General features: G+C 62.8%; 25 protein-coding genes. 15 read left to right on the forward strand and 10 right to left on the reverse strand.

Translation table 11 applies throughout. The features are described 5' to 3' along the window. Window positions 1-112: 112 nt before the first annotated feature. From IB265_RS08040 to mobB, 3 genes are read left to right on the forward strand one after another with little or no spacing between them, the layout of a single operon-like run. On the forward strand, window positions 113-1,021 hold the full coding sequence (locus tag IB265_RS08040) for a DMT family transporter (protein WP_058328844.1): 909 nt from the start codon (window positions 113-115) through the stop codon (window positions 1,019-1,021). A 10-nt stretch (window positions 1,022-1,031) separates the two neighbouring features. Next, entirely contained in the window at window positions 1,032-1,694 is a 663-nt protein-coding gene (gene mobA / locus IB265_RS08045; RefSeq protein WP_058328845.1) for a molybdenum cofactor guanylyltransferase MobA, read from the forward strand. Further along, window positions 1,691-2,212, forward strand: a complete 522-nt coding sequence (gene mobB / locus IB265_RS08050; RefSeq protein ID WP_192494745.1) for a molybdopterin-guanine dinucleotide biosynthesis protein B — start codon at window positions 1,691-1,693, stop codon at window positions 2,210-2,212. The genes mobA and mobB overlap by 4 nt, the downstream gene beginning before the upstream one ends. Before the next feature lie 22 nt (window positions 2,213-2,234). On the opposite strand, the gene IB265_RS08055 is transcribed toward mobB, so the two are convergent. From IB265_RS08055 to IB265_RS08065, 3 genes are all read right to left on the reverse strand, one after another. Further along, entirely contained in the window at window positions 2,235-3,836 is a 1,602-nt protein-coding gene (locus tag IB265_RS08055) for a tetratricopeptide repeat protein (protein WP_192494746.1), read from the reverse strand. A 269-nt stretch (window positions 3,837-4,105) separates the two neighbouring features. After that, window positions 4,106-4,849 carry a polysaccharide deacetylase family protein gene (locus IB265_RS08060; RefSeq protein ID WP_110878695.1) on the reverse strand — a complete coding sequence of 248 codons (744 nt, stop codon included), beginning with the start codon at window positions 4,847-4,849 and terminating at the stop codon, window positions 4,106-4,108. Between the two features lie 145 nt (window positions 4,850-4,994). Beyond that, a complete protein-coding gene (locus IB265_RS08065; protein ID WP_192494747.1) occupies window positions 4,995-7,388 on the reverse strand; it encodes an OmpA family protein in 2,394 nt (797 codons plus the stop codon). Between the two features lie 417 nt (window positions 7,389-7,805). Here IB265_RS08065 and IB265_RS08070 point away from each other — a divergent pair, with 417 nt between their 5' ends. From IB265_RS08070 to IB265_RS08085, 4 genes are all read left to right on the forward strand, one after another. Next, on the forward strand, window positions 7,806-8,588 hold the full coding sequence (locus IB265_RS08070) for an ABC transporter substrate-binding protein (protein WP_057248843.1): 783 nt from the start codon (window positions 7,806-7,808) through the stop codon (window positions 8,586-8,588). A 168-nt stretch (window positions 8,589-8,756) separates the two neighbouring features. Further along, window positions 8,757-9,560 (forward strand): ABC transporter permease, encoded by an 804-nt coding sequence (locus tag IB265_RS08075; protein ID WP_057248842.1) that lies wholly within the window; start codon window positions 8,757-8,759, stop codon window positions 9,558-9,560. Further along, window positions 9,557-10,387 carry an ABC transporter permease gene (locus IB265_RS08080; protein WP_057248841.1) on the forward strand — a complete coding sequence of 277 codons (831 nt, stop codon included), beginning with the start codon at window positions 9,557-9,559 and terminating at the stop codon, window positions 10,385-10,387. Before IB265_RS08075 ends, IB265_RS08080 begins: the two co-directional genes overlap by 4 nt. 165 nt (window positions 10,388-10,552) lie before the next feature. Then, window positions 10,553-10,819 carry an usg protein gene (locus IB265_RS08085; RefSeq protein ID WP_057248840.1) on the forward strand — a complete coding sequence of 89 codons (267 nt, stop codon included), beginning with the start codon at window positions 10,553-10,555 and terminating at the stop codon, window positions 10,817-10,819. 118 nt (window positions 10,820-10,937) lie between these two features. Here IB265_RS08085 and IB265_RS08090 read toward each other — a convergent pair whose 3' ends face one another. Further along, window positions 10,938-11,663, reverse strand: coding sequence for a DUF2270 domain-containing protein (locus IB265_RS08090; RefSeq protein ID WP_057248839.1), 726 nt, complete (start codon window positions 11,661-11,663; stop codon window positions 10,938-10,940). A 203-nt stretch (window positions 11,664-11,866) separates the two neighbouring features. Between IB265_RS08090 and IB265_RS08095 the strand changes: the two genes are divergently transcribed. Further along, window positions 11,867-12,694, forward strand: coding sequence for a class I SAM-dependent methyltransferase (locus tag IB265_RS08095; protein ID WP_057248838.1), 828 nt, complete (start codon window positions 11,867-11,869; stop codon window positions 12,692-12,694). Window positions 12,695-12,899: 205 nt separating this feature from the next. Here IB265_RS08095 and IB265_RS08100 read toward each other — a convergent pair whose 3' ends face one another. Next, window positions 12,900-13,868, reverse strand: a complete 969-nt coding sequence (locus IB265_RS08100; protein WP_057248837.1) for a DMT family transporter — start codon at window positions 13,866-13,868, stop codon at window positions 12,900-12,902. Window positions 13,869-14,269: 401 nt separating this feature from the next. Between IB265_RS08100 and IB265_RS08105 the strand changes: the two genes are divergently transcribed. Continuing rightward, window positions 14,270-15,139, forward strand: coding sequence for an NAD(P)-dependent oxidoreductase (locus IB265_RS08105; protein ID WP_057248836.1), 870 nt, complete (start codon window positions 14,270-14,272; stop codon window positions 15,137-15,139). Beyond that, window positions 15,136-15,837, forward strand: coding sequence for a DNA alkylation repair protein (locus tag IB265_RS08110; protein WP_113737270.1), 702 nt, complete (start codon window positions 15,136-15,138; stop codon window positions 15,835-15,837). The genes IB265_RS08105 and IB265_RS08110 overlap by 4 nt, the downstream gene beginning before the upstream one ends. Before the next feature lie 19 nt (window positions 15,838-15,856). Here the strand turns inward: IB265_RS08110 and IB265_RS08115 are convergent, their stop codons facing one another. From IB265_RS08115 to IB265_RS08125, 3 genes are all read right to left on the reverse strand, one after another. After that, complete coding sequence (locus IB265_RS08115) at window positions 15,857-16,345, reverse strand: Lrp/AsnC family transcriptional regulator (RefSeq protein ID WP_113737271.1); 489 nt, start codon at window positions 16,343-16,345, stop codon at window positions 15,857-15,859. A 65-nt stretch (window positions 16,346-16,410) separates the two neighbouring features. Next, window positions 16,411-17,049, reverse strand: a complete 639-nt coding sequence (locus tag IB265_RS08120) for a uracil-DNA glycosylase family protein (RefSeq protein ID WP_057248833.1) — start codon at window positions 17,047-17,049, stop codon at window positions 16,411-16,413. Further along, the gene (locus IB265_RS08125; RefSeq protein WP_244495557.1) at window positions 17,042-17,716 is read right to left on the reverse strand and encodes a thermonuclease family protein; all 675 of its coding nucleotides are present in this window, start codon (window positions 17,714-17,716) and stop codon (window positions 17,042-17,044) included. Before IB265_RS08125 ends, IB265_RS08120 begins: the two co-directional genes overlap by 8 nt. Before the next feature lie 226 nt (window positions 17,717-17,942). Between IB265_RS08125 and IB265_RS08130 the strand changes: the two genes are divergently transcribed. Together IB265_RS08130 and IB265_RS08135 are read left to right on the forward strand one after the other, a co-directional pair. After that, window positions 17,943-19,478, forward strand: coding sequence for a HAMP domain-containing sensor histidine kinase (locus tag IB265_RS08130; RefSeq protein ID WP_058328857.1), 1,536 nt, complete (start codon window positions 17,943-17,945; stop codon window positions 19,476-19,478). Window positions 19,479-19,481: 3 nt separating this feature from the next. Beyond that, window positions 19,482-20,027 carry a GNAT family N-acetyltransferase gene (locus IB265_RS08135; protein WP_057248830.1) on the forward strand — a complete coding sequence of 182 codons (546 nt, stop codon included), beginning with the start codon at window positions 19,482-19,484 and terminating at the stop codon, window positions 20,025-20,027. A gap of 4 nt (window positions 20,028-20,031) precedes the next feature. Here the strand turns inward: IB265_RS08135 and IB265_RS08140 are convergent, their stop codons facing one another. Together IB265_RS08140 and cobT are read right to left on the reverse strand one after the other, a co-directional pair. Further along, a complete protein-coding gene (locus tag IB265_RS08140; protein WP_057248829.1) occupies window positions 20,032-20,445 on the reverse strand; it encodes a diacylglycerol kinase in 414 nt (137 codons plus the stop codon). Between the two features lie 228 nt (window positions 20,446-20,673). After that, a complete protein-coding gene (gene cobT / locus IB265_RS08145; RefSeq protein ID WP_057248828.1) occupies window positions 20,674-21,690 on the reverse strand; it encodes a nicotinate-nucleotide--dimethylbenzimidazole phosphoribosyltransferase in 1,017 nt (338 codons plus the stop codon). Between the two features lie 213 nt (window positions 21,691-21,903). Between cobT and IB265_RS08150 the strand changes: the two genes are divergently transcribed. From IB265_RS08150 to IB265_RS08160, 3 genes are read left to right on the forward strand one after another with little or no spacing between them, the layout of a single operon-like run. Next, on the forward strand, window positions 21,904-22,692 hold the full coding sequence (locus tag IB265_RS08150; RefSeq protein ID WP_113737273.1) for an adenosylcobinamide-GDP ribazoletransferase: 789 nt from the start codon (window positions 21,904-21,906) through the stop codon (window positions 22,690-22,692). Between the two features lie 36 nt (window positions 22,693-22,728). After that, window positions 22,729-22,950, forward strand: a complete 222-nt coding sequence (locus IB265_RS08155; protein ID WP_057248826.1) for a DUF1289 domain-containing protein — start codon at window positions 22,729-22,731, stop codon at window positions 22,948-22,950. Then, on the forward strand, window positions 22,947-23,648 hold the full coding sequence (locus IB265_RS08160; RefSeq protein ID WP_057248825.1) for a TIGR02281 family clan AA aspartic protease: 702 nt from the start codon (window positions 22,947-22,949) through the stop codon (window positions 23,646-23,648). The genes IB265_RS08155 and IB265_RS08160 overlap by 4 nt, the downstream gene beginning before the upstream one ends. Window positions 23,649-23,655: the final 7 nt, after the last annotated feature.

Raw genomic sequence — 23,655 nt, forward strand, 5'->3', positions numbered from 1 at the left:
CGTTTGCACAAGCCGGCAGCCAATGCTTAAACATTAGGCGATCCATCCCGTGGATTCGCCTCCCCATTCGTCGACAGCGTAGCCCGCTTTCCGGCGCCGCAGGACAGCCAGCATGCAAGCCTCCACCAATTTCCGCGGCATTCTTTTCATGTGCCTGGCGATGGTCACGTTCTCCTGCAACGACGCGCTGGTCAAATCCGTCACCGGCGCGATGAATGTCGGCCAGATCATCTTCGTGCGCGGGCTGCTGACGACGCTGATGGTGGTGCTCGCCGCCTGGCAGTTTCGCGCCTTTCGGCCGCTCCGCACCCTGATGAAGCCGGTGATCCTGCTGCGCATCGCCATGGAGGCGCTCGCCTCGGTCACCTATATCTCCGCCCTCGGCCAGATCCCGCTCGCCAATGCCTCGGCGATCATGCAGGCGCTGCCCTTGGCCGTCACGCTCGGCGCCGCCCTGTTCCTCGGCGAGCCAGTCGGCTGGCGGCGCTGGACGGCGATCATCGCCGGCTTCATCGGCGTGCTGATCGTGCTTCGGCCCGGTCCCGAGGGCTTCACGCCGGCGGCACTGACCGTCGTCGCCTGCGTGTTCGTCACGGCAACCCGCGATCTCTGCACCCGCCGCATCGGCCATGACGTGCCCTCGCTTTACATCACCGTGTCGACCTCCCTTGTCACAACCATCGTCGGTGCCGTCCTCATCCAGCCGATGGGCGGCTGGCAGCCAATGTCGGCGACGACCTTCAGCCACATCGCCGCCGCGAGCATCCTGCTGATGCTCGGTTACCAGACGATCGTGCTGGCAATGCGCGCCGGCGATATCTCGGTCATTGCGCCCTTCCGCTACACCAGCCTGATCTGGTCGATCGCGATCGGCATCTTCTTCTTTACGGAAGTGCCCGATACCTGGATGCTGGTCGGCGTTGCGGTCATTATCGGTTCGGGCCTCTACACCTTCTACCGCGAGACCCTGCGCGGCCGAAAAGCGGTCGCCCAGCGCTCGCTGACCGGCCCTTTGGAGTAGGAGCCGCGCGATGCCGGACACCTCACGCCGTCTGATCAGCGAACCGCTACCCGCCGTCATCCTCGCAGGCGGACTGTCGCGCCGCATGGGAAGCCCCAAGCCCGACCTTCACCTGGGTGGCCGCACGATGCTTTCGCACATCATCGAGCGGCTTCGTCCCCAGGTCACCAGCATAGCCGTCAACCTCAACGCCGAACCGGCAGACGCCGTCGACGGAAATACGCCCGTCATTGCCGATACGGTTCCGGGTTTTCTCGGACCGCTCGCCGGCGTGCTGACGGCCATGCGCCATGTGGCAGGGGCTACGCCGGAAGCATCCCATGTCTTGGTCGTTCCCACCGACACGCCCTTCTTTCCCGATGACCTCGTCGCGCGACTGATCGCCGCCTTGACCCAACGTCAACAGATTGCCGTGGCGGCATCCGTCGGCCAGATGCATCCACTGTTTGCGCTCTGGCCAGTTGCGCTCGCCGACGAGCTGGAGACCTGGCTGACGAGCGACCCGAAGCGCCGCGTCCGTGCCTTCATCGAACGCCATGCCTCGGTAACGGTCGACTTTCCTGTCACCATGACGCCGAAGGGCGCATTCGATCCCTTCTTCAACGTCAACACTCCTGCGGATCTCACCGAGGCGAAGGAATGGTTGAGCTTTTTCGAGGACAGCAGAGCATGAACGCCATGAAGATCTTCGGCATCGCCGGCTGGAAGAATTCCGGCAAGACCGGACTGATGGTGCGGCTCGTCACCGAATTGACGCAGCGCGGCTACGTGGTTTCCACCGTCAAGCACGCGCACCACGACTTCGACATCGACAAGGTCGGCGCCGACAGCTACCGCCATCGCGAGGCTGGCGCCCACGAGGTGACGATCGTCTCCGGCACGCGGTTTGCGATCATGCACGAATTGCGCGGCGCACCGGAACCGTCCTTCGAGAACATCCTTGCGCGGCTTGCCCCTTGCGATCTTGTGCTCGTCGAAGGCTACAAGCGCGAACCGATCCCGAAAATCGAGGCCCGGCGCCTGGAATCGGCGAACCGAGAGCCGCTGGCCCCCACCGATCCGCACATCTACGCGATCGCTGCCGATCACCCGGTTGCCAATGCCGATCTTCCGCTTTTCGACCTCGACGACACCATCGCGATCGCCGATTTCGTGGAGAAGGTCACAGGGTTGCAGCGCAAAGGCGTCTGAAAGGCGCGAAGGCGCTGCAGGCTCAACGCTGCGAGGCGCGGCGATACTCTTCGGGCAGCTTCGCCAGCAACTCCTGCGCCTTCCGCATCCCCTGCGCGGCGGCCTTGGCATACCATTCGGCCGCGGCTGAAAGGTCCTGCTCCACCCCATCGCCTCTCGCATAGGCGATACCGAGAAAGAATTGCGCGTCGGCATTTCCTTGCTCCGCCGCCTTGCGGAACCACCGGACGGCAGCCGGAGCGTCAATCTCCACGCCGATGCCGTTCAGATAGGCCATGGCGAGATTGAACTGCGCCAAGGCATAACCCTGGTCAGCCGAAAGCTTGTAGAGCCGCGCCGCTTCCTTCACGTTCTTCTCTATACCTTGGCCGTTCGCATACATGACCGCCAGGTTGAATTGCCCCTTGGGATCTCCGCGATCAGCAAGCATCAGGAACCAGCGGTGCGCCTCCGCGTAGTTTTCATTAACGCCGGCACCCGTCAGGTACATGGCGCCGACATTCATCTGGGCTTGCGGGTTCCCCTGTTTTGCCGCCTTCAGGAACAGCTCGAATGCCTGAGCCTCGTCCTTCTCGACGCCGCGACCCAGCATGTAGAAGATTGCCAGATCCACCTGCGCCGAGGCCATTCCCCGGTCGGCCGCCAAGCGGCACCACTTTACCGCTTCCCGATCGTCACGCCCGACGCCGAATGCGCGCACGTAGATGGTGCAGAGGAGATTTTGTGCCTGCCCATTTCCGGCACGCGCAGCAAGCCGCAGCCAGCGATCCCCCTCCTTGGTATCGACCCGCCCGGCCTCGCTGTTGAAATAGAGCCTGCCGGCATTCGTTTGTCCTTCGATGTTCCCCTGCTCGGCTGCTCGCACATACCAGTTGAGCGCCTCGGGAACGCTACGTTCGACACCGGTGCCTCTCTCGTACATGACACCGAGATTGAACTGAGCGCGGGGTTCCCCGCCGATCGCGGCGCGCGACTCCCATCGGTAGGCCGCTGCGTCATTTCTCAGCGTGCCGTTGCCCTGCAAGTAGGCGACGGCGAGATTGTGCATGGCCGCAACCAGCCCCTGCTCTGCCGCCTTGCGATACCATTCGAAGGCCTCAGCAAGGTCGCGCTTCGTTCCACGCCCCTCCTGGAGCAGGTAGCCCAGGTTGTATTGGGCGGTGGCGTAACCTTGTTCCGCACCCAACCGATAGTAGACGATAGCCTGCGCCTCGTCCTTCGCGACACCCAAGCCGCGTTCGTAATGAACCCCGAGACTGAATTGGGCGGCCGGCATCTTCTGCTCGGCTGAAAGCCGATACCAGCGTAGCGCCTCGGCATAGTTCTGCCTCACGCCCTCGGCACCGTTGAAATAGATAGTGCCAAGCAGGAATTGCGCTTTCGCGTTACCCTTCTCGGCCGGCCCCCGATACCAGCCGATGGCTTTCAAAACGTCGCGCGCAACACCCTCACCTGTCTGGTAGCGTATGCCGATATCGATCTCAGCCTCGACATCGCCTTTCTCGGCGCGCTCCAGCACTTGCTCGAACGGCTGCAATGGCGCACTCGCACCATCTGCGCGCGCAGGCGACGCGAATGCCTGCGATAGCAGCGCGACAACGAACCCGATAACGATACGCTTCATCCACTCCTCCAGAGCCAGACGCATAGCTCGACAAGCCTAAGGGGGAGCTGCCGGCAACGGAAAATGGAATTCGACAAGCCGCTACTTTGCGTCGAGCAGCGGCCTTGCAACTGTCATGAGAGAAACGGCTTGGTCGAGCACGCACAATCCACCACGAGATATGGGATATGGAACGTCGCCGCGCTCGGGGAGATATCACTCGACGCAGACATTTTCCGGCGCTGACCATTTCCTGACGGACATTTTCCGCAGCCAGCCGCCAAAATCCGTCAATTCGTCGCGCCGACTGTCATTTCATCCGGGATGTCGTTCAGCCGGACGAAGCTGTAGCCCTTCGCCTTGAGATCGAGAATGCCGCGCGCGACGCCGGCGCCGGCGGAATGGGTCGGCTGGTTGATATGGGCGATGATGACGTCGCCGTCCTTCGCTGCGCGAATGCGCTTTTCGGCGACGGCTGCGCCGAGCAGCGAGCCGCCGTCGCCGTTCACCGAGTAGCCGGCGATGCGATAACCCATGGCGCGGATCTGGCTCATCGACGAATGGGTATATTTGGCGGTTGCCCCACGGAACCAGTGCGGCGCCGGCAGGCCATGCGCCTTGATCGCCGTCGCACCGCCATCGACTTCGGCCGCAACCGCAGCCTCCGACCCGGCCGCCGCCAGACCATAGACCGAGACCTTCACGTCGATCGGCGGCACATGCATCGCGCCGTGATCCTCGATCTCGAACAGATCCGGATGCGCCTTCATCACCTCGACGACGAGGCCGTTGCGCTTCAGCCAGCGCGCGGTCACGAAGATCGTCGCCGGAATGTGGTTCTCGATCAGGGTGCCGAGGATGCGCATGTCGGTCGCGCCGCTGCAGGCATCGAGCGTCAGGGCGACGCGCGGCGCCCCGCTCTTTCCATCTGGATTGGCCGGCAGCCGCAGATCCGGCTCCACGAGCCCCGGTGCTGCGACAGCCGATTGGGTGAGCATGGCGAAGGCGAGGAACGGCAGGGCAACGGCTTTCATGGCAATCCGGAAATTAAAGAGGCTGGAGATCTGTGAAACGACGGAAACCCGCCTTTTGCGAGGCGGGTTTCCTAGAGCTATTCGGACATTCCTGCCCGAAGCTTGATCAGCGCTGTGCGACTTTGATCAGCGCTGGGCGACTTTGTTAGCGCTGCGCGACCGGACGGACCAGCGGCGTGACGCGGCGAATGGTGACGCGGCGGTTCTGCTGTTCGGCCTCCTCAGTCCGCACCTTGAGGAAGCGCTCGCCGTAGCCCTGGGTCACCAGGTTTTCCGGCGGGATGCCGTAGACCTCGGTCAGCAGCGATGCGACCGATTCGGCGCGCTTGTCCGAAAGCACGAGGTTCGAGCGGTCCGAGCCGACGGCATCAGTGTGGCCTTCGATGAAGAAGGTTTCACCCGGATCCTTCGCCAGAACCTTCTCCATTGCGGCCGCGACCTTGCGCATGGTTTTCGCCTGCGACATCGACACTTCGGCGCTGCCCGTCGGGAAGGTGATCGTATCGAGATCGATACGGCGAACCTTGTCGCGCAGGCGGGCCGAATGACGCACCTCGTCCATCGTGTAGACGCGCTCGACACGCTCGACCGGCGGCTCGGCCAGGAACTCGTAGTAGTCACGGTCCGGGTCGTCGGAAACGTCGGCAATATAATCACTCACCGGGATGCGCAGGCGCATCGGCGGCAGTTCGTAGCCCACGTCGATGATCGCCGGACGCGGACCTTCGTCACGCTCGGGCGCGTAGATCATCAGGTATTCGTTGCCGTCACGGTCAACGCGCGAGCGCTGCAGGATGTCGCCGTAACGGTTGTAGACGGTGACGATCCTGTAGCCGCCCGGACGCAGGATGGTTTCGCGGGTGCGGCCGCGCGGAAGTTCGTCGTAATAGGTCTCTTCCGCATCGTGGCGCAGGCGCGGACGATCGTCGCCACGCACGAAGATCTGGTCGCCGACGCCGAGGATGACCCGATTGTCGACCTGCTCGACGACCTTCACCTCGGTGATGTTGTTGGTGACGTTGTTGACGGTCGTGTTGTTGTTGATCACCGTGTTGTTGATGACGGTGTTGTTGACGATGTTGGTCGTCTCCGGAACCACGAAGACCGGCGCCTCATCGACGCGCGTGCCCTTTTCGTTGAGGTTCGCCTCGATCTTCTGCGTCAGGTCGGCCGGGGTCTCGGCGGTGATGGCAGCCTGGGATGCGGCATCGTCTGCCGGCGCCGGCGCGTCTTCTTCCTTGGCGCGCAGCTCCTCGCGCAGCTTCTGGCGCTCTTCGCGCGCCTGGTTGCCGCCGGCATTGTCGGCGTCCTTGTCGCTGTCGAGCACGGCCGCACCGTTTTCAACCGGCAGAACGACGGTCTCGTCGGTCGCCGCCGGGTCTTCGGCGATCTTCACCTTTTCTTCTTCGGTGCGGGTGTCGACCACTTCCGGAACCGGCTGCTGCACCTGCGGCTGCTGCTCGGCGGTCGCCGGCTGCTCGGTCCCCGGGACGGGCTGACCTTCGCCGGTCTGCGGCTGCTCGGTGCCAGGCACAGGCTGGCCCTCGCCGGTCTGCGGTTGCTCCGTGCCCGGCACAGGCTGGCCCTCGCCGGTCTGCGGCTGCTCCGTGCCAGGTACTGGCTGGCCTTCGCCAGTCTGGGGTTGCGGCTCCGTGCCCGGCGCCGTTTCGGTCGGCGCGGGTTGTTCGCCGGCCTTCTGCTCCTCGGTCACGGGCGGCTGCTCGCCGGCCTTCTGCTCCTCGGTGGTCGCAGGCTGTTCGGCTGCGTTGCCGCCTTCCGGCGGGCAAGCGGTCGATGCATCCTGACCTTTTGGCACCACGCAGGTACCGGGCTGAGCCTGTTCCGCAGCTTTCTGCTGTTCTTCAGCTGCCTTCTGCTGTTCGGCAGCCTGGCGGGCCGCTTCGTCTTCTGCGGCCTTCTGCTGTTCAGCGGCTTTCTGTTGCTCTTCGGCAGCCTTCTGCTCGTCAGCGGCCTTCTGCTGCTCGGCCGCCTGGCGGGCAGCTTCTTCCTCAGCCGCCTTCTGCTGTTCAGCGGCTGCACGGGCAGCCTCTTCCTCGGCAGCCTTCTGTTGTTCAGCCGCCGCGCGGGCAGCCTCTTCCTCGGCAGCCTTCTGCTGTTCAGCCGCCGCGCGGGCAGCCTCTTGCTCAGCGGCCTTCTGCTCGTCAGCGGCTTGGCGGGCAGCCTCTTCCTCAGCGGCCTTCTGCTGTTCAGCGGCCTGGCGCGCGGCTTCTTCCTCAGCGGCCTTCTGCTGTTCCGCAGCCTGGCGCGCGGCCTCTTCTTCCGCAGCCTTCTGCTGTTCCGCCGCCTGGCGAGCAGCCTCTTCTTCGGCCGCCTTCTGCTGTTCGGCCGCCTGGCGTGCTGCCTCTTCTTCAGCCTGGCGCTGCTTCTGCAGCAGCAGCTCTTCCTCAGACTGACCGCCACCCTCCTGTGCAACCTCGAATGGCTTCATCAGGTTGTCGGCGACAGCGGGCGGAACCGCGACGGACACCGACAGCACCGGCAGCGCGACGGTTGCAAACAGTTTGGATCGAATCGACATTTGTCTTCCTTCCTCTTCTTGGGAGGTCCTGGTCCCGCATCCTCTTCCCAGCGTATGACACGGCTAAGAATGGGTGCGAACGCGAATACTCACGGGGCCTTGACCCAAGGTTCCGGCTTTTTTGTGTTGCCAACGACACGCGCCGTCAAGTGCAATGCCCGAGCCACGCGCCGGTTCCTTGATAAGGGCTAGCGGAGGCAAGATTAACCGGCGCTGAACGCACCGTTCATGTTCATTGCGCGACCCGCCACCACAATCTGCGGTCGAAATCCTTTTCCCGGTGAGCACCTTCGCTTTCCTGTTGATTTTTACAGGAAAAGAGTACGAATATCGCCGCAACCGGAGGCAAACGCTCCGGCAGAAATTGGCATCCGTGAAAAACAAAAAACCGGATGTCGGCCAACAGAGAGGACTATCATGCGTATTTCCAAGCGGCTGGCAGCCGCCGCATCGGCTGCCGTTTTCGTGCTCATGGCAGGCTCGGCCATGGCCGACGGCGAAAAGGTCGTTATCGGCACGGAAGGCGCCTACCCGCCCTTCAACAACCTTGCAGCGGATGGCACGCTGACGGGCTTCGACATCGACATCGCCAAGGCACTGTGCACGGAAATGAAGGCCGAATGCACCTTCGTCACGCAGGACTGGGACGGCATCATTCCGGCGCTGATCGCCAAGAAGTTCGACGCCATCATCGCATCCATGTCGATCACTGCCGAGCGCAAGGAAAAGGTCGACTTTACCAACAAGTACTACAACACGCCGCCGGCAATCGTCGTGCCGAAGGATTCGCCGATCACCGAGGCGACCGAGGCAGCGCTTGCGGGCAAGACGCTCGGCGCGCAGGGCTCCACCACCCATTCCAACTATGCCGAAGCGCATATGAAGGGTGCGGACATCAAGCTCTATCCGACGGCTGACGAATACAAGCTCGACATCGCCAACGGCCGTATCGACGCCGTCATCGACGACGTGGTCGTTCTCTCCGAATGGCTGAAGTCGACAGACGGTGCCTGCTGCAAGCTGCTCGGCACGCTGCCGATCGACCCCGTCATCAACGGCGAAGGCGCCGGCATTGCCGTGCGCAAGGGCGACGACGCGCTGCGCGAAAAGTTCAACAAGGCGATCGAAGCGATCCGCGCCAACGGCAAGTACAAGGAAATCAACGAAAAGTACTTCCCGTTCGACGTTTATGGCAGCTGATTGACGGGATCCGGCGCGATTTCCTAGTGAATCATGCCGGAGAAACGTCAGTTCATGCGAAAAATGCAACGGCGGACGGCTTGCCCTTCCGCCGTTTTTGTTTGACAAGAGCCTAAAACAAAGCGCGATCGATACACACAAAAACGGCGCAAAGGGGAAACTTCTGACATGAGCGGGTTGTTTGCCGGCTTCTATTCCATCCTTTCCTGGATCGGATCGATCGTCGATCCATTCTGCGGCCCCGTCGGGGTCTTTCGTTGGCTGGCGCCCGGCACCTTGCTGGCCTGCGGCGACACAGGCTGGGGCGACGATATCGCCTACGGCTTCGTGGTTACCGCGAGCCTTGCCATCGCGACGCTGCCCGTCGGCCTGCTGATCGGCTTTTTCATCGCTCTCGGAAAGCAGTCCGAAGAGCGCACCATACGGTTGGCCGCCAACATCTACACGACGATCTTCCGCGGCCTGCCCGAACTGCTGACGCTCTTCATCGTCTATTACGGCCTGCAGATCCTCGTTCAGCAGCTGCTGGCGACGCTCGGCTACGAGGGGCCGGTGGAGATCAACGCCTTCTTCGCCGGCATGATCGCGCTCGGCGTCGTGTTCTCCGCCTATTGTTCCGAAGTGCTGCTCTCAGCCTTCAAGGCCATTCCACATGGACAATACGAGGCCGGCGATGCCCTTGGTTTGCATCGCGGCAGGACCATGCGCCTCATCATCCTGCCGCAGCTCGTGCGCATCGCGCTGCCCGGTCTCGGCAATCTCTGGATGGCGCTGCTCAAGGACACCGCCCTCGTCTCGGTGGTGGGCCTGACCGACATCCTGCGCCAGACCGGCGTCGCCGCCCGCGTTACCAAGCAAGCCTTTGAATTCTATGGTGTCGCCTGCGTGCTCTTCCTGATCCTCGCGATGATTTCCTCGATCGTCTTTGCGAACCTGGAACGCTGGACCAAACGTGCGGAGATGGGCCGATGAGCACTGTTGCAACGATGATCCCGCCGCAGGCCCCGCCTCCGGTTCCGCCAAGGCCCTATACGCTGACCCGCTTCGTCGGCAGCGTCGCGCTCGGCGTCTGGCTGGCGCTTGGCGTCGGCATCTTCCTGACCGTCGTCAATGGCTGGGACCCGGAGAAATTCGCGAAATACGGTCCGCGCTTCCTCTCCGGCCTCGGCGTCACGCTGATGCTGGTCTCGATCTCGATCGTCCTCGGCGCCCTTCTGTCGCTGCCGATCGCGTTTGCCCGCATGTCGAAGAACAAGCTCTGGTCGTGGCTCGCCTACGGCTATGTTTATTTTTTCCGCGGCACGCCGCTGCTCGCGCAGCTCTTCCTGATCTATTACGGCCTCGGCAGTTTCCGCCCGCAGCTGGAAACGGTCGGCCTGTGGTGGTTTTTCCGCGATGCGTGGAACTGCGCGCTCTTCGCCTTCACGCTCAACACCGCAGCCTACCAGGCGGAAATCCTGCGTGGCGCAATCGGGAGCGTGCCGCGCGGACAGCGTGAAGGTGCCGCCGCCCTTGGCCTGCCCGAGCGCGTCGCTTTCTGGAAGATCATCCTGCCGCAGGCGATGATCGTGGCGCTGCGCCCCTACGGCAATGAAATCATCCTGATGATCAAGGGCTCGGCGATCGTCGCGATCGTCACCGTCTTCGACCTGATGGGCGAAACCCGTTACGCCTTTTCCCGCACCTTCGACTTCCAGATGTATATCTGGGCGGCCATTCTCTACCTGATCATGGTCGAGATCCTGCGCAACATCTGGAGCATGCTGGAAGCGCGGCTAACCCGTCACCTCAAGCGCTGATTCCGGAAATCACCGACGAGCAAAGCTTGGCAGCACTCTCCGTGAGATGCTGCCAAGCTTTTGTTATTTCTTACGAAAGTTTCATTTCAGGGCAAATATTAGCCCTTGATTAAGAAATCGGGCGTTTCATCATAGAGACCAACCTTTGCGAGAAGTGAGGTCCTAATGACGAACGAAATGGAACTGCAACTGAAGGGCTACGGCCTGACGACCGCTCAGATCCTCTACCACATGCCGGATCATCCAACCTTCCTCCAGACCTATGTGTGGCAGCACTACGACCTGGCACCGGACTTTCCGGAAATGCGCAGCTTCCTGAAATTCTGGGAAGAGAAGCTGGATGGACCGCTGCATTCGGTGCGCTATGTGCATCGCAAGCTGATCTCGGCGACGGAATGGCGCGCGCTCAAAGGCGAGTTCATTCTGCACTGAACCGCCGATCGAAACCGAGGAGCCTAAGGTGGCCTTCGGTCAGGCTACCGGCGTTGCGATCGGCAAGCCCTGATAACCGCGATCGCTCAGCGTTGCGGACGCTGCAGCCGATGCGCTCTCAGACATGCACCTCGCCATGCGCCAGTTCGCCTTCACGCGGCTCCCTGTGCAGCGAGCCGTAAAGGACAAGCGCATAGAACAGCAGAACGCCCAGGACCACCGGCCAGCCAGGCAAAGGGCCGAGTGCGGCATTCTCGGCGACATCGGTCCAGGACCGCACATGCCCGAAGGGTTCGCCATTGGCCGACATCTTCGGCGAGGAGATCTTCAGCGCCCAGGCCAGCAGCAGGATCAGATACATCCAGCAATAGTTGCGCTGCAGCCGCCGACAGAGCGCCTCGCGATAGGTCATCAGAAATGCCGGCTTGCGCAGGCTCTTGGCGATCGCCGCCGCCCAATTGAAGTTCGGCGCGCCGTCCGGCGCCAGGATTTGCGCGAAGTATCCGCGTTCCAACTGCCGCACGCGGGCGCGATAGACATCGAAGAAGCGGTAACGCCGCGCCTCGATCAAGAGCAGCAGCGTAATCAGCAGCATCGCGAAGAGCAGCACGCCGTGATGTGACGTCGGCGTCGACAGCGATACCGAAAGCAGCGCCGCAACCACGGTGATCGCCCAGTTCGAGGTTCGGTCGATGCGGTCGCGCCAGCCGGCCATACGGCCCATTTCACCGCGATAATAGTGCACGACCGCGTTGATCTGCTCCTGGGATGTTTGCGGCAGCGGCGGGCCCTTCGGCTCCTTGACCTCCGCACTGATGATCAGCGGACCGAGCTCGGCGGACATCGGCGTTCCTCCCGTCTTTTCTTATGCTTGCGATGATGACTCCTTTCCTCTCGCCGATAAATCCCGACGGCGTCGCAGGGCGCCGTTTTTCGTTCAAAAGGCCAATGAAAACCTATTTGTCGTCCGGATACCGATTAATCCGCTCCGGTAAACGATCGCCGACGGCGATTGCCAAAGCGCCTCTGCGGACGTAAGAAGCGCCCATGACCCAGAAGAGCACGAAAATCGACGAGGAAGCGCTGGCGGAAGCTTATAACCGCGCCCTCTCCCTGGAAAAATCCGGCAAGTTCGATGCCGCCGCCGATGCCTATGCCGAAGTGCTGGCGCTCGACCCGGAAGACCACGGCGGCGCTGCCGTGCGCCTGGCCTCGATGGGACGCGGCGAGACGCCGGTGAAGGCGCCTGACGCCTATGTCGCCACCCTCTTCGACCAGCATGCCGAAGTGTTCGACAACGTGCTCGTCGACCAGCTCGGCTACTGCGTGCCGCTCCTCGTGCGCCAGCGGCTGCAGGCGCTTGAGCTTGGCCCGTTCGATCGTGTGCTCGATCTTGGCTGCGGCACGGGCCTCACCGGCGGCGCGCTCCGCGACATGGCCGACGACATCACCGGCATCGACCTCTCCGAAAACATGGTCGAGATCGCCCATGAGAAGGATCTCTACGAGACGCTCTACGTCGCCGAAGCGGTCGATTATCTCGACGACAACGACGACGAGCCCTTCGACCTGATCGTTGCGACCGACGTGCTTCCCTACATGGGCGCGCTCGAAGCGCTGTTTTTCGGCGCGGTCGACAACATGGTGCCCGGCGGCCTGCTGATCTTCTCCAGCGAGACCCTGCCAACCGAGACCTTCGCCGGCCGCGATTTCATGGTCGGCCCGCACCAGCGCTTCGCCCACGCCGAGAGCTACCTGCGCAACCGCCTGGCCGCCACCGGTTTCGAGATCGTCGAAGTCGGCGACATCACCGTGCGTCTGGAAGAAGGCGAGCCGATCGCCGGCCATCTGGTGATCGCGCGCTTCAAGCCCTGATCACCTGCAGCTTCCTTAAGTCGTCTGCTATGTAAGGATAAAAATAGGGTGCCGCGGCGCTGAAGGCGGCGCGGCATGACCGCATGAAAAGGGCGCATCCCACTTTGCGCCCTTCCCTCTTTTCGAGAGCTATCTAACAGGTGCCACCAGTCGCACCTTTTGGCCCATAGCGACTGGGCGCCGACAAAGATCGGGCGCGGAGCCCTTACTGGTGCGCCAGCGCCGTCTTGCCCAATGAAAACTGCCTTTCGTAGAAAATCCGGACGGACAGAACGACCCCGCCAATGAGGATTGCGATCCCTGCAGCTTCCATCGCGGTCGGCCATCGAGCATGAACGACGAGACCGCCGATGACCCCAAATGCCGTTTCCGAAACGATCAATTGCGCGGCCAGTGCAACGGGCAAGGTTCGAGACGCGACATTCCACGCCCACACTCCGCATACGGTTGCCAGAAGCGCGAAGGATGTACCCCAAAGATAGAGTGAGCCGGCGGCGTGCCACCCAAAACCGAGTTTTGGAAGCTGAAAGAGACCCATCGCTGCTCCAGCCGGGTAGAAGGCCAGCATCAAGATACCTCCGCCAACGAGGATAAGCGCGGACCACACACCGGAGGGCATTTCAGGTCGGACGGCCAAGGCGGCCTGATTGGCAATCGCAAACCAGACCCACAATGCCACCGCCGCAAGCGCCAGCGGAACACCGATCCAGAAGGAACGGACGGATTCCAGTCCCTCTGCCGTGAACGCTGTGCCATTGACGAAAACAAGACCGAGCAGCACCAGCATGAGAGGCACCGTCAGGGATTGCCATGAAACCGATCCCTGCCGCTGGTTGCCGACCACCATCAGAACGAGCGGAACCAAACCGAGAAAGGCGGGAGCAATCACCGGCCCAGCAAAGATGGCAGCTCCTGTCACCGTCAGGAAGTAGCCGACGTAGCCGATGAAGGCGAGCCAGATTGCTGAAAGCCAGTTTCGGAGCGTCAGGTGTTGTATCACCCCCCGATCCGAAAACAGAATACAGAGGCCGACCAGAGCCGAGACCACATGACGGACAAGAGCAAAATCAAAGGTGGAGTAGTCGCCGATGATGAAAGGCACAACGAAGTTGAGCGAAAAGGCGAAGGCCGCGAAGAGTGCGGCAAGAACGCCTACGTAGAAACTCTTGTCCATAGTCCGGCCTCATTGGTTTTTCGGACGCTAATGCTTCCCTTCACGGTCCGCCATGCATGTGTTTGACAAACACCTTTTCCAGATTGGAAGTCGGCGCTTGAACGACCTAGCAATTGAGCGAACTGTGCCTGGAAGGGCGCGTTGGACTTCAACTTCGGGGCCAACGTCGCTGGATTAGAGCGGCTCCATGTATACGGCGTGTGTTTGGCGAGCGCAGATGTGTACCAGAATGTACGGCGGGCGGGTTTTCTCGGCAGTTGAGGCACCTGGTGACTGCTCGCGGTACGCAACTGCCAACGCCACCCTCGTCACCATTGCTGGCCTGTGCCACATAACAGCACTCTTTTCCGCTCCCGTTCCATCGGCTACACCAAAGCGAAAGCAATGGGAGTATTCGGAAAATGGCAAAGGTCGCATTCATCGGTCTCGGCGTCATGGGCTATCCCATGGCCGGCCACCTCAAGGTCCGCGGCGGACACGAGCTGACGGTCTACAACCGTACCTTCGCCAAGGCCGAGAAATGGGCGGCCGAGTTCGGCGGCCGCGCAGCGCGGACACCGGCCGAAGCCGCCGATGGCGCCGAGTTCGTCTTCTCTTGCGTCGGCAATGACGACGACCTGCGCTCGGTAACGACCGGCAAGGACGGCGCCTTCGAAACGCTGAAGGCCGACGCCGTCTTCATCGACAACACCACCGCTTCGGCCGAAGTCGCCCGCGAACTCTATGCGGCAGCGAAGGCGCGCACCGCTCACTTCATCGATGCGCCGGTCTCCGGCGGCCAGGCCGGCGCCGAAAACGGCGTACTGACCGTCATGTGCGGCGGCGATGAACCGGCTTTCGATCGCGCCAAGCCGGTCATCGAAGCCTTTGCCCGCATGGTTGGCCTGATGGGCCCGGCCGGCGCCGGCCAGATCACCAAGATGATCAACCAGATCTGCATCGCCGGCCTCGTCCAGGGACTGGCCGAAGGCATCCACTTCGGCAAGAAGGCCGGGCTCGACATCGAGAAGGTTGTGGACGTCATCTCCAAGGGTGCTGCCGGCTCCTGGCAGATGGAAAACCGCCACAAGACGATGAACGCCGGCAAGTACGACTTCGGCTTTGCGGTCGACTGGATGCGCAAGGATCTCGACATCGTGCTGGCGGAGGCCCGCCGCAACGGTGCCAAGCTGCCGGTGACCGCTCTCGTCGACCAGTTCTACGGCGATGTCCAGGAAATGGGCGGCAACCGCTGGGATACGTCCTCGTTGCTCGCCCGCCTCGAAAAATGAGCCTCGGCCCGTCCTCGACCGCAGACGAGATCATCGCTCACCTGCGGTCGCTCGGCTCTGAAGACAATCTCGCCGGCATGGCGCGCTTCGGCATCGTCACCGAAGCCGCCCTCGGGCTCTCCAATGTCGAGCTGCACAAGGTGACGCGGCAGGTGAAGGTGGATCACCGCCGCGCGCTGAAGCTTTGGCAGTCCGGCATCCGCGAGGCGCGCATCCTGGCCGCGTTTACCGCCGACCCGAAAGAACTGACGCTGGAAGAGGCGCTCCGCTGGGGCGACGATTGCAATTCGTGGGAAGTGGTCGACACCGTTGCCGACCTTTTCATCGCCGCCCGCTTCGAGCGCGAACTGATCCCGGAATTCGCGGCCGACGAACGTGAATTCGTCCGGCGCATCGCCTTCGCGATGATTGCGACCGCTGCGGTCCACCTGAAGAAGGAACCGGACGCGACGCTCCTGAACTGGTTGCCGCTGATCGAGCGGCACGCAACCGACGAGCGGAACTTCGTGAAGAAGGCGGTCAACTGGGCGCTCCGACAGATCGGCAAGCGCAATTCCGCCTGCCATGGTCCTGCACTGGCGCTCGCAGAGCGCCTGGCCGAAAGCGCAAACCGCGCCGCCCGCTGGACGGGCAAGGACGCGGTTCGCGAACTTAAGAGCGACAAGGTGCTCGCGCGGCTTGGTCTCGATCAAAGCTGAGCCCGCTAGCGCAGGCGCCTCAATCCTCGGCGGATTTCGCCTGGTCGATCATCATGTAATCGAGCGGAAGCTCGGTCGTGTACTTGATCTGCTCCATGGCGAAGGCAGAAGAGATGTCACGGATCTCGATCTTGGCAATCATGCGCTTGTAGAATGCGTCGTAGGCGGCAATGTCAGGCACGACCACGCGCAGAAGATAGTCGACGTCGCCGCTCATGCGGTAGAATTCGACCACCTCGGGAAACTCGGACACCACTTCGGAGAAGCGGCGAAGCCATTCCATCGAGTGCGAGTTTGTGCGGATCGACACGAACACCGTGACCTTGGTGTTGATCTTCACCGGATCGAGAAGGGCGACACGGCGGCGGATGACGCCGTCCTCTTCCATCTTCTGGATGCGCCGCCAGCACGGCGTGGTCGAAAGTCCCACCTTCTTGGCAAGGTCGGCAACGGCCAGCGTGGAATCCTCCTGCAACAGGCGCAGGATTTTGCGGTCTAGGCGGTCCATGAAAGTCCCTCTCGAATTATTTTTCCCTCTATAGCGCGAAATTGGTGAAGATAAAGAAAATTGTTTCAGGTTGTGAGCATAAGAACCCGCTCCCGCAGGAACGGCAGAACATCGGCCTCGAACCAGGGATTGCGCTTCAGCCAGCCGGTGTTGCGCCAGCTCGGATGCGGCAGCGGCAGAATGGCGGGATCCGCATTGCGCATCGCGTAGCGCCGCCAGTCCTTTACCGTCTCCGTCATCGATTTCGGGCATTCCGGACCGATGTGCCAGCGCTGCGCATAATGCCCGATCGCCAGCACCAGCTCGACCTGCGGCATCTGATCCATCACCCGCTGCCGCCAGAGCGGCGCGCATTCCCGACGCGGCGGCAGGTCGCTGCCATGGGCGTCATAACCGGGAAAGCAGAAGCCCATCGGCACGATCGCGAATTTCGCCGGATCGTAGAAGCTCTCGCGGTCCACCCCCAGCCATTGGCGGAGCCGATCGCCGGATGCATCGTTGAACGGCAACCCGCTGTCATGCACCCGAAGCCCGGGCGCCTGTCCGGCGATCAGGATGCGTGCCGTGGTCGAGATCACCGCGACCGGTCGCGGCTCATGCGGCAGACGGTCGTCGTCGCCACGCAGCGGACTGTCGCGGCAGATGCGGCAGGCGGCAATTTCCGCTCTCAGCCGCTCCAGGTCCGGGACATCGTTCTCAGGCATTGCCGATACCCGCAAACAAGGCGGTCAGCCGCTCCAGCAGCCAGCGCCTGATGGTCTCGAGCCAACCATCGACCAAATGCGGCCCCTCGTCCGGATGGTCATTCGTGCGGCGCCATTCCTGCGGGGTCGTGAACGTGCCGACCCAGATGCCGCGCCGCTCTTTCTCTGCCCGTGCCTCTTCCGCTTGATAGTGCCCATAGCTGACCGCATACCCGGAGAGCACCATCTCACGGCCAATGTCCCGCCCGCCCGCTTCGCATGTGCCGAGGTCGCGGCCGTACCGATCGCGTCCGTGAAAACGACAGCGGACATCGCCGGCGGAAATCAGCGCCCTCAGGCGTTCGCGCGCCTGGCGGCCGCAATCCCAGGTCTCGCCGTCGCGCTCGCAGCTCTGGTCGAGTTCCGGCGCATCGATCCCCTCGATGCGAATGCGCTTGCCGTCAAGGCGAAGACTGTCGCCGTCGCTCGCGGACGCCGCTCCACGCGCCTCCCCGGTTGTGGCACGCTCCCCCACGGGCAGCTTGTCGGCGTAATAGGCGACGATCGAAAGCAGCAGAAGAATGATCCATCCGCCGAGCATGCCGCCACGGCCGGCCGATCGCGACCGGCCCGAAGACCCTCCGCCTCGCCCGCCGGTGAAGCGGTATCTCGCCCGGCCTGATTTCACGTTTCCTGCACCTTTATCGCTACGCGCGCTCCCTGATCGAACCGGGACCGCATCACAAACATCGACGATTCCAAAAACTTAGAGGCGGAATCTCATGTGCCGGCTCTCAACTTTTGGCCAAGGACACCACCGCGCCATAATGGTTGTCGAATCCTTCACACACGGCAGCAACTTCTTAAGGATTGCTCACTAGACTGCAACGAAACCATAACCTTTGCATAAGAGCATGAGTATCGCTGCCAGCACCTCGACAGATAAGATCATTGTCGACAAGTCGCGAAACCATCGAAACAAGGCCGTTTCGAGGACGGTTCGCGCGACGCGAGAGCGGCTGCAAACGGGCTCGTCCGTGCCTTCGGGCTTCGAGCGCGAAATGCTCAATCTTTACATCGATTCGGCCCTGCACGGCGCCATCGCCATACCGGTGCTCGTCGCCCTGATTGCCGCCGTCGGGGTCTATCTCTCCGGCAATCTCAGCATCATCGTCTGGGCCGTCATGACCCTTTCGGCGCATGCGGTGACGCTGGTGCTAGCGAGGAAGGCGTGCAAGAAGGACATCGTTGCCGAAAAGGTCCCGGTCTGGCGCCGGCGCTTCCTGCTCGGCCAGCTGTTGATTGGCCTCTGCTGGGCAGCCTTCGTTGCGCAGGATTGCGCGTCGTGCGGTGATGTCCGCTTCGGTTTCTTCGAGGGCACTGCCCTGCTTTTCGCGCTTGCGGCCACTGCCATGGGCACGTTCCTGCTGCGCAATGCCCTGCTCTGCACCTTCACGCCCGTGGTCGCCGCACTGGCCTTTGTCTCGCTGACGACTGGCAATCCGATCTATATCGGCCTCACGGGCATCATCTCGCTGGCGCTGCTCTTCCTCGTGTTCATGACCGATCGCATGAACCGTGCCAATGTCCACATCCTCTCGGTTCAATCGGAGAAGGATGACCTGATCGCCGAGCTCGAAGTGGCAAAATCGATGTCGGACGAGGCACGGCGTCGGGCGGAGGAAGCGAACCTCGCCAAGTCGCGCTTCCTGGCCTCCATGTCGCATGAATTGCGCACGCCGCTGAATGCCATTCTCGGCTTCTCCGAGGTCATGTCGACGGAGGTTCTGGGTCCGCTCAGCAACCCGACCTACAAGGAATACACCAACGATATCCATCGTTCCGGCGAGCATCTGCTGAACCTGATCAACGAGATCCTCGACCTGTCGCGCATCGAAGCAGGCCGCTACGACCTGAACGAGGATGCGGTCAGCCTCGTCGAGATCGCCGAGGACTGCGTCGGCATGGTGCAACTGAGGGCGCGCGCCAAGAACATTACCATCCACTCGCAGTTCGAACTTGGCATGCCCTCGGTCTGGGTCGACGAGAAGGCAATGCGGCAGGTCATCCTCAATCTGCTGTCCAACGCCGTGAAATTCACCAATTCGGGCGGCGAAGTCACCTTCAAGGTCGGCTGGACGGCCGGCGGCGGACAATATCTCTCGATCAAGGACAACGGTCCGGGCATCCCGGAAGAGGAAATCCCGATCGTTCTGTCGGCCTTCGGTCAGGGCTCGATCGCCATCAAGAGCGCCGAGCAGGGCACCGGCCTCGGCCTGCCCATCGTCCAGGCCATTCTCGCCAAGCACAATGGCGAATTCATCCTGCGCTCCAAGCTTCGGGAAGGCACCGAGGCGATCGCCATCCTGCCGGCCCGCCGCGTGCTCGAGAGCCTGCCGGCAGTCGAGGACGTGGCAGCCCCGATCCGTCGTCGCAAGAGTTTCGCCTGATCCATGTTCATCGAAACGCAACGCTTGAGGCTTCGGCCCTGGGAGCAGCGCGACGTCGCGCCCTTTGCCGTCGCCAATGCCGATCCGGACGTGCGCCGCTACTATTTTCCTGACATTCTGACGCGGGAGGATACCGCGGCGATGATCGCCGACTGCGACCGGCACCTGCGCAGACACGGCTTCGGCTTTGTGGCCGTCGAGCGCAAGGCGGACGGAGCGCTCATCGGCGGTCTTGGCCTTTCGCATGCCGGAGCCGAAATTCTCGGTGGCCCGCATGTCGAAATCGGCTGGATCCTCGCCCGACCCTACTGGCGGCAAGGATATGCGCTCGAAGCAGCAAGCGCCTGCCTGCACCATGCATGGTCGGCACTCGGGCTTGCCGAGGTCATCGGCTATACCTCGCGCATCAACGAACCATCGCGCGCGCTCATGGAAAGGCTCGGCATGCGCTCGGATCCGGCGGAGGATTTCGATGACGTGACGGTGCCGGAGGGCAACCCGCTGCGCCCGCACGTGCTCTATCGGATCGCGCCGAACGACCGGCGGTAGCAGATCAGTTCATGAAGCCGTCGAAGATCACGACGTAGCCGGCATAGACGCCGTTGGCGATGATCAGGCAGAGGCAGGCGAAGGAGCCGAGATCCTTGGCGTTCTTGCCCATTTCCGAGATTTCCGGCGAGACGCGATCGACGATTTCCTCGATCGCCGTGTTGATCGCCTCGAAGGCCATCATCAGCAGGAACAGGATCGCCATCGCCACGAACTGGAAGAAGGTCGCGCCGACGATGGTGAAGGCAACCATGGCGATGCCGAAAGCGATCAGCTCATGGCGGAAAGCAGCCTCGCTGATCAGCCGTTTCGCGCCGCCCAGCGAATAGCTGGCGGCGGCGAAGAGATGCCGAATGCCGGTCTGCTTCTCGACGGGACCCGTCGGTCCAATGCGGTGCGTGGTGTTCTTGACGTCCATTTCTTCTCGACAAGGCTTGAAACTGCGCTTGCTTCGACATCGTGAATGAGGCGAATGCAAGGCGTTTGCCGGTTGCAGGAGCCCAAGCCTATAGTTAGGGCTGCATGTGCGCTTTGGATAGGCGAGAAGCACGCGGCCATCAAGGCCCGCCACACGCGGGAATAGCGCCCGCGACAGGCTTTGGACAGCAATCGGCCGGCTTTGCCGTGAAAGCCGGCCGGATCTTGATTATTCCTTGTTGCTGACGCCAGCCTGCGCGAAGGTCGCCATGCCGCTGTGGCAGGCCGCTGCCGCCTTGACGATGCCGGCGGCAAGGGCCGCCCCCGTGCCCTCGCCGAGCCGCATGCCGAGTGCCAGCAGCGGCGTCTTGCCGAGCTTCTCGATCGCGCGGATATGACCCGGTTCACCCGAGACATGGCCGATCAGGCAGTGGTCGAGCGCTGACGGATTGGCCGCCTTCAGGATTGCCGCTGCCGCAGTCGCCACGTAGCCATCGATGATGACGGGCACTTTCTGCACGCGGGCCGCGAGGATCGCGCCCGCCATCGCCGCGATCTCGCGACCACCGAGGCGGCGCATCAGCTCGAGCGGATCGGAAAGGTGATCGCGATGCAGCGCCACCGCCTTCTCGACAGCGGCGATCTTGCGCTTCAGTACCTCGCCTTCGGAACCGGTACCCGGACCGACCCATTCCTCGGCCGTACCACCATAGAGGCCGAGATTGATCGCCGCCGCAATGGTGGTGTTGCCGATGCCCATCTCGCCGATGCACAGCAGATCCGTGCCGCCGGCGATCGCCTCCATGCCGAAGGCCATGGTGGCCGCACAATCCCGCTCCGAGAGCGCCGCTTCCTCGGTGATGTCGCCGGTCGGATATTCAAGCGCCAGGTCGAAAACCTTGAGGCCGAGGTCGTGGCTGACGCAGATCTGGTTGATCGCAGCACCACCGGCAGCGAAATTCTCGACCATCTGGGCGGTAACGGACGACGGGAACGGCGTGACGCCCTGACGGGTGACGCCGTGGTTGCCGGCGAAGATCGCCACCAGCGGCCGGTTGACGGCCGGCGCCTTGCCGGTCCAGGCGGCGAGCCAGAAGGCGATCTCTTCGAGACGTCCGAGCGCGCCCGGCGGCTTTGTCAGCTGTGCGTCCCGCTCGCGCGCCGCGACCAGGGCCGCCGCATCCGGCCCCGGCAGGTTGCGCAACAATTCGCGGAAATCATCAAACGGCAGGCCGCTGGCACTCATGCTGGGAATCCTTGCATATCGTGAATCTACGCTCCTCATAGAGGGCGTCGAATATTCGGGCAACGGCATTTGCGCCAATCGGCGTCGCCGGAGCATGATCCGTCACCGGACGGACGATTCGACGCACGACGTTTTGCATGCTCACACTACTCTCACTTGCGGGCGGCGGTGACATCTGCGATTGCGGCTGAGGGCCGGATCTTTGGAGGAGCCATGGGCTTTCTGGGCGATTTCTGTGACGACGTGGCGCGCTCGATCGGCTTCCTGAGCCGTATCCCCATGCCGGGACGCCACTTCGTCGAATATGACGGACGGCTGGACCGGGCCGTGCGCGCCTTCCCGCTTGCCGGCATCGTGATAGTCCTGCCCTCCGCAGCCGCTGCCAGCGCGATGATCGCACTGCATGTCAGTTCGCTTTTTGCCGCCTTCGTCGTCGTCGCCATCCAGGCGCTGCTGACCGGCGCACTGCACGAGGACGGACTTGGTGATACCGCCGACGGCTTCGGCGGTGGACGCGACCGCGACGCGGCGCTCGCGATCATGAAGGACAGCCGCATCGGCACCTATGCCGCTGTCGCTCTCATTCTTTCTTTCGGCCTGCGCGTCTCGGCGCTCGCCTCGATCCTGCCGCTGTTCACGCCCCTTGGCGCCGGCATGGCGATCCTTGGCGCCGCAGCGCTCAGCCGCGCCGCCATAGTGTGGCACTGGTCCAGCCTGCCGCCGGCACGCAGCGGCGGTGTTGCGGCTTCCGCCGGCGCGCCGGAGCCGGGCGCTGGCCGTTTTGCCCTCGGCTTTGGTCTTCTCGCCGCGATGCTGCTCTTCTATTTCGCCAAGGTCCCGGCCCTCGGCCTGATCGCAACGCTCCTCGCCTTCCTTGCCGCTGTCAAAGGCTTCGGCCGGCTCGCAGCCGCCAAAATCGGGGGACATACCGGTGACACGATCGGTGCCACGCAGCAGCTCACGGAAATCGCGGTGCTCGGCGCCCTTGCGCTGACGGTTTGAAAGATCGATATAATCCGGGAAAAACTGGGCAACGCCATGGAATCTCCCTGCATTCTCGTCTGTTCCATCGATGACAAGACCGGCTACTGTTTCGGCTGCGGCCGCACGCGTGACGAGATCGGCCGCTGGACGCTCTACACCGACGCCGAACGCCGGGCGATCATGACCACGCTGCCCGACCGGCTCGAGACGGTCGAACGCAAGCCTCGGCGCGAAACGCGCCGCGGCCGCATGGCGAGGGAACGCGGAGAAGCATGACCCGTCTCGCCATCCTGCTCTCGATCCTGGCCATTGGCCTCATCCTGCTGATCGTCAACCACGATGCCGGCCGCACCATGGGCCTTGCCAACGACGATTTCGGCCGACTGGTGTCACTCGGCGCCATCGCCACGTTGATCGGCGCCGGGGTCGTACAAAGCCGCCGCCGTTTCGGCGAAGGGCTGCGCCAGGTCGCCGTCTGGCTCCTCATCACGCTCGCCCTCGTCTCGGCCTATGTCTACCGCTTCGAACTTCAGGGCTTCGGCAATCGCCTGCTCGCCGGCCTCGTTCCCGGCCGCGCGACCGTGATCACCGACAGCGAAGGCCGGCAGGAAGTGGTGCTGCACAAGATGCTGAACGGTCATTTCGAAACCGGCGCAACGGTCAACGGCAAGGACATCAACATGCTGGTCGATACCGGCGCCAGCAGCATTGCGCTGACCTACGAGGATGCCGAGCGGATCGGCCTTGATCCGGAAAACCTCAGCTACATCGTCACCGTCATGACGGCGAACGGCCGGGCCCAGGCCGCACCCGTCATGCTCCAGGAAATCTCCGTCGGCCCGATCACCCGGCGCAACATCGGCGCGACCGTGGCCGCCAAGGGGCGGCTCGACCAGAGCCTGCTCGGCATGAGTTTCCTGTCGACGCTGGAGATGCTGCAGATGCGCACCGACGAGCTGCGCCTGCGCGACTGAGCCACAG

Source organism: Ensifer sp. ENS10 (genome assembly GCF_014852025.1).
Classification (GTDB): Bacteria; Pseudomonadota; Alphaproteobacteria; order Rhizobiales; family Rhizobiaceae; genus Ensifer.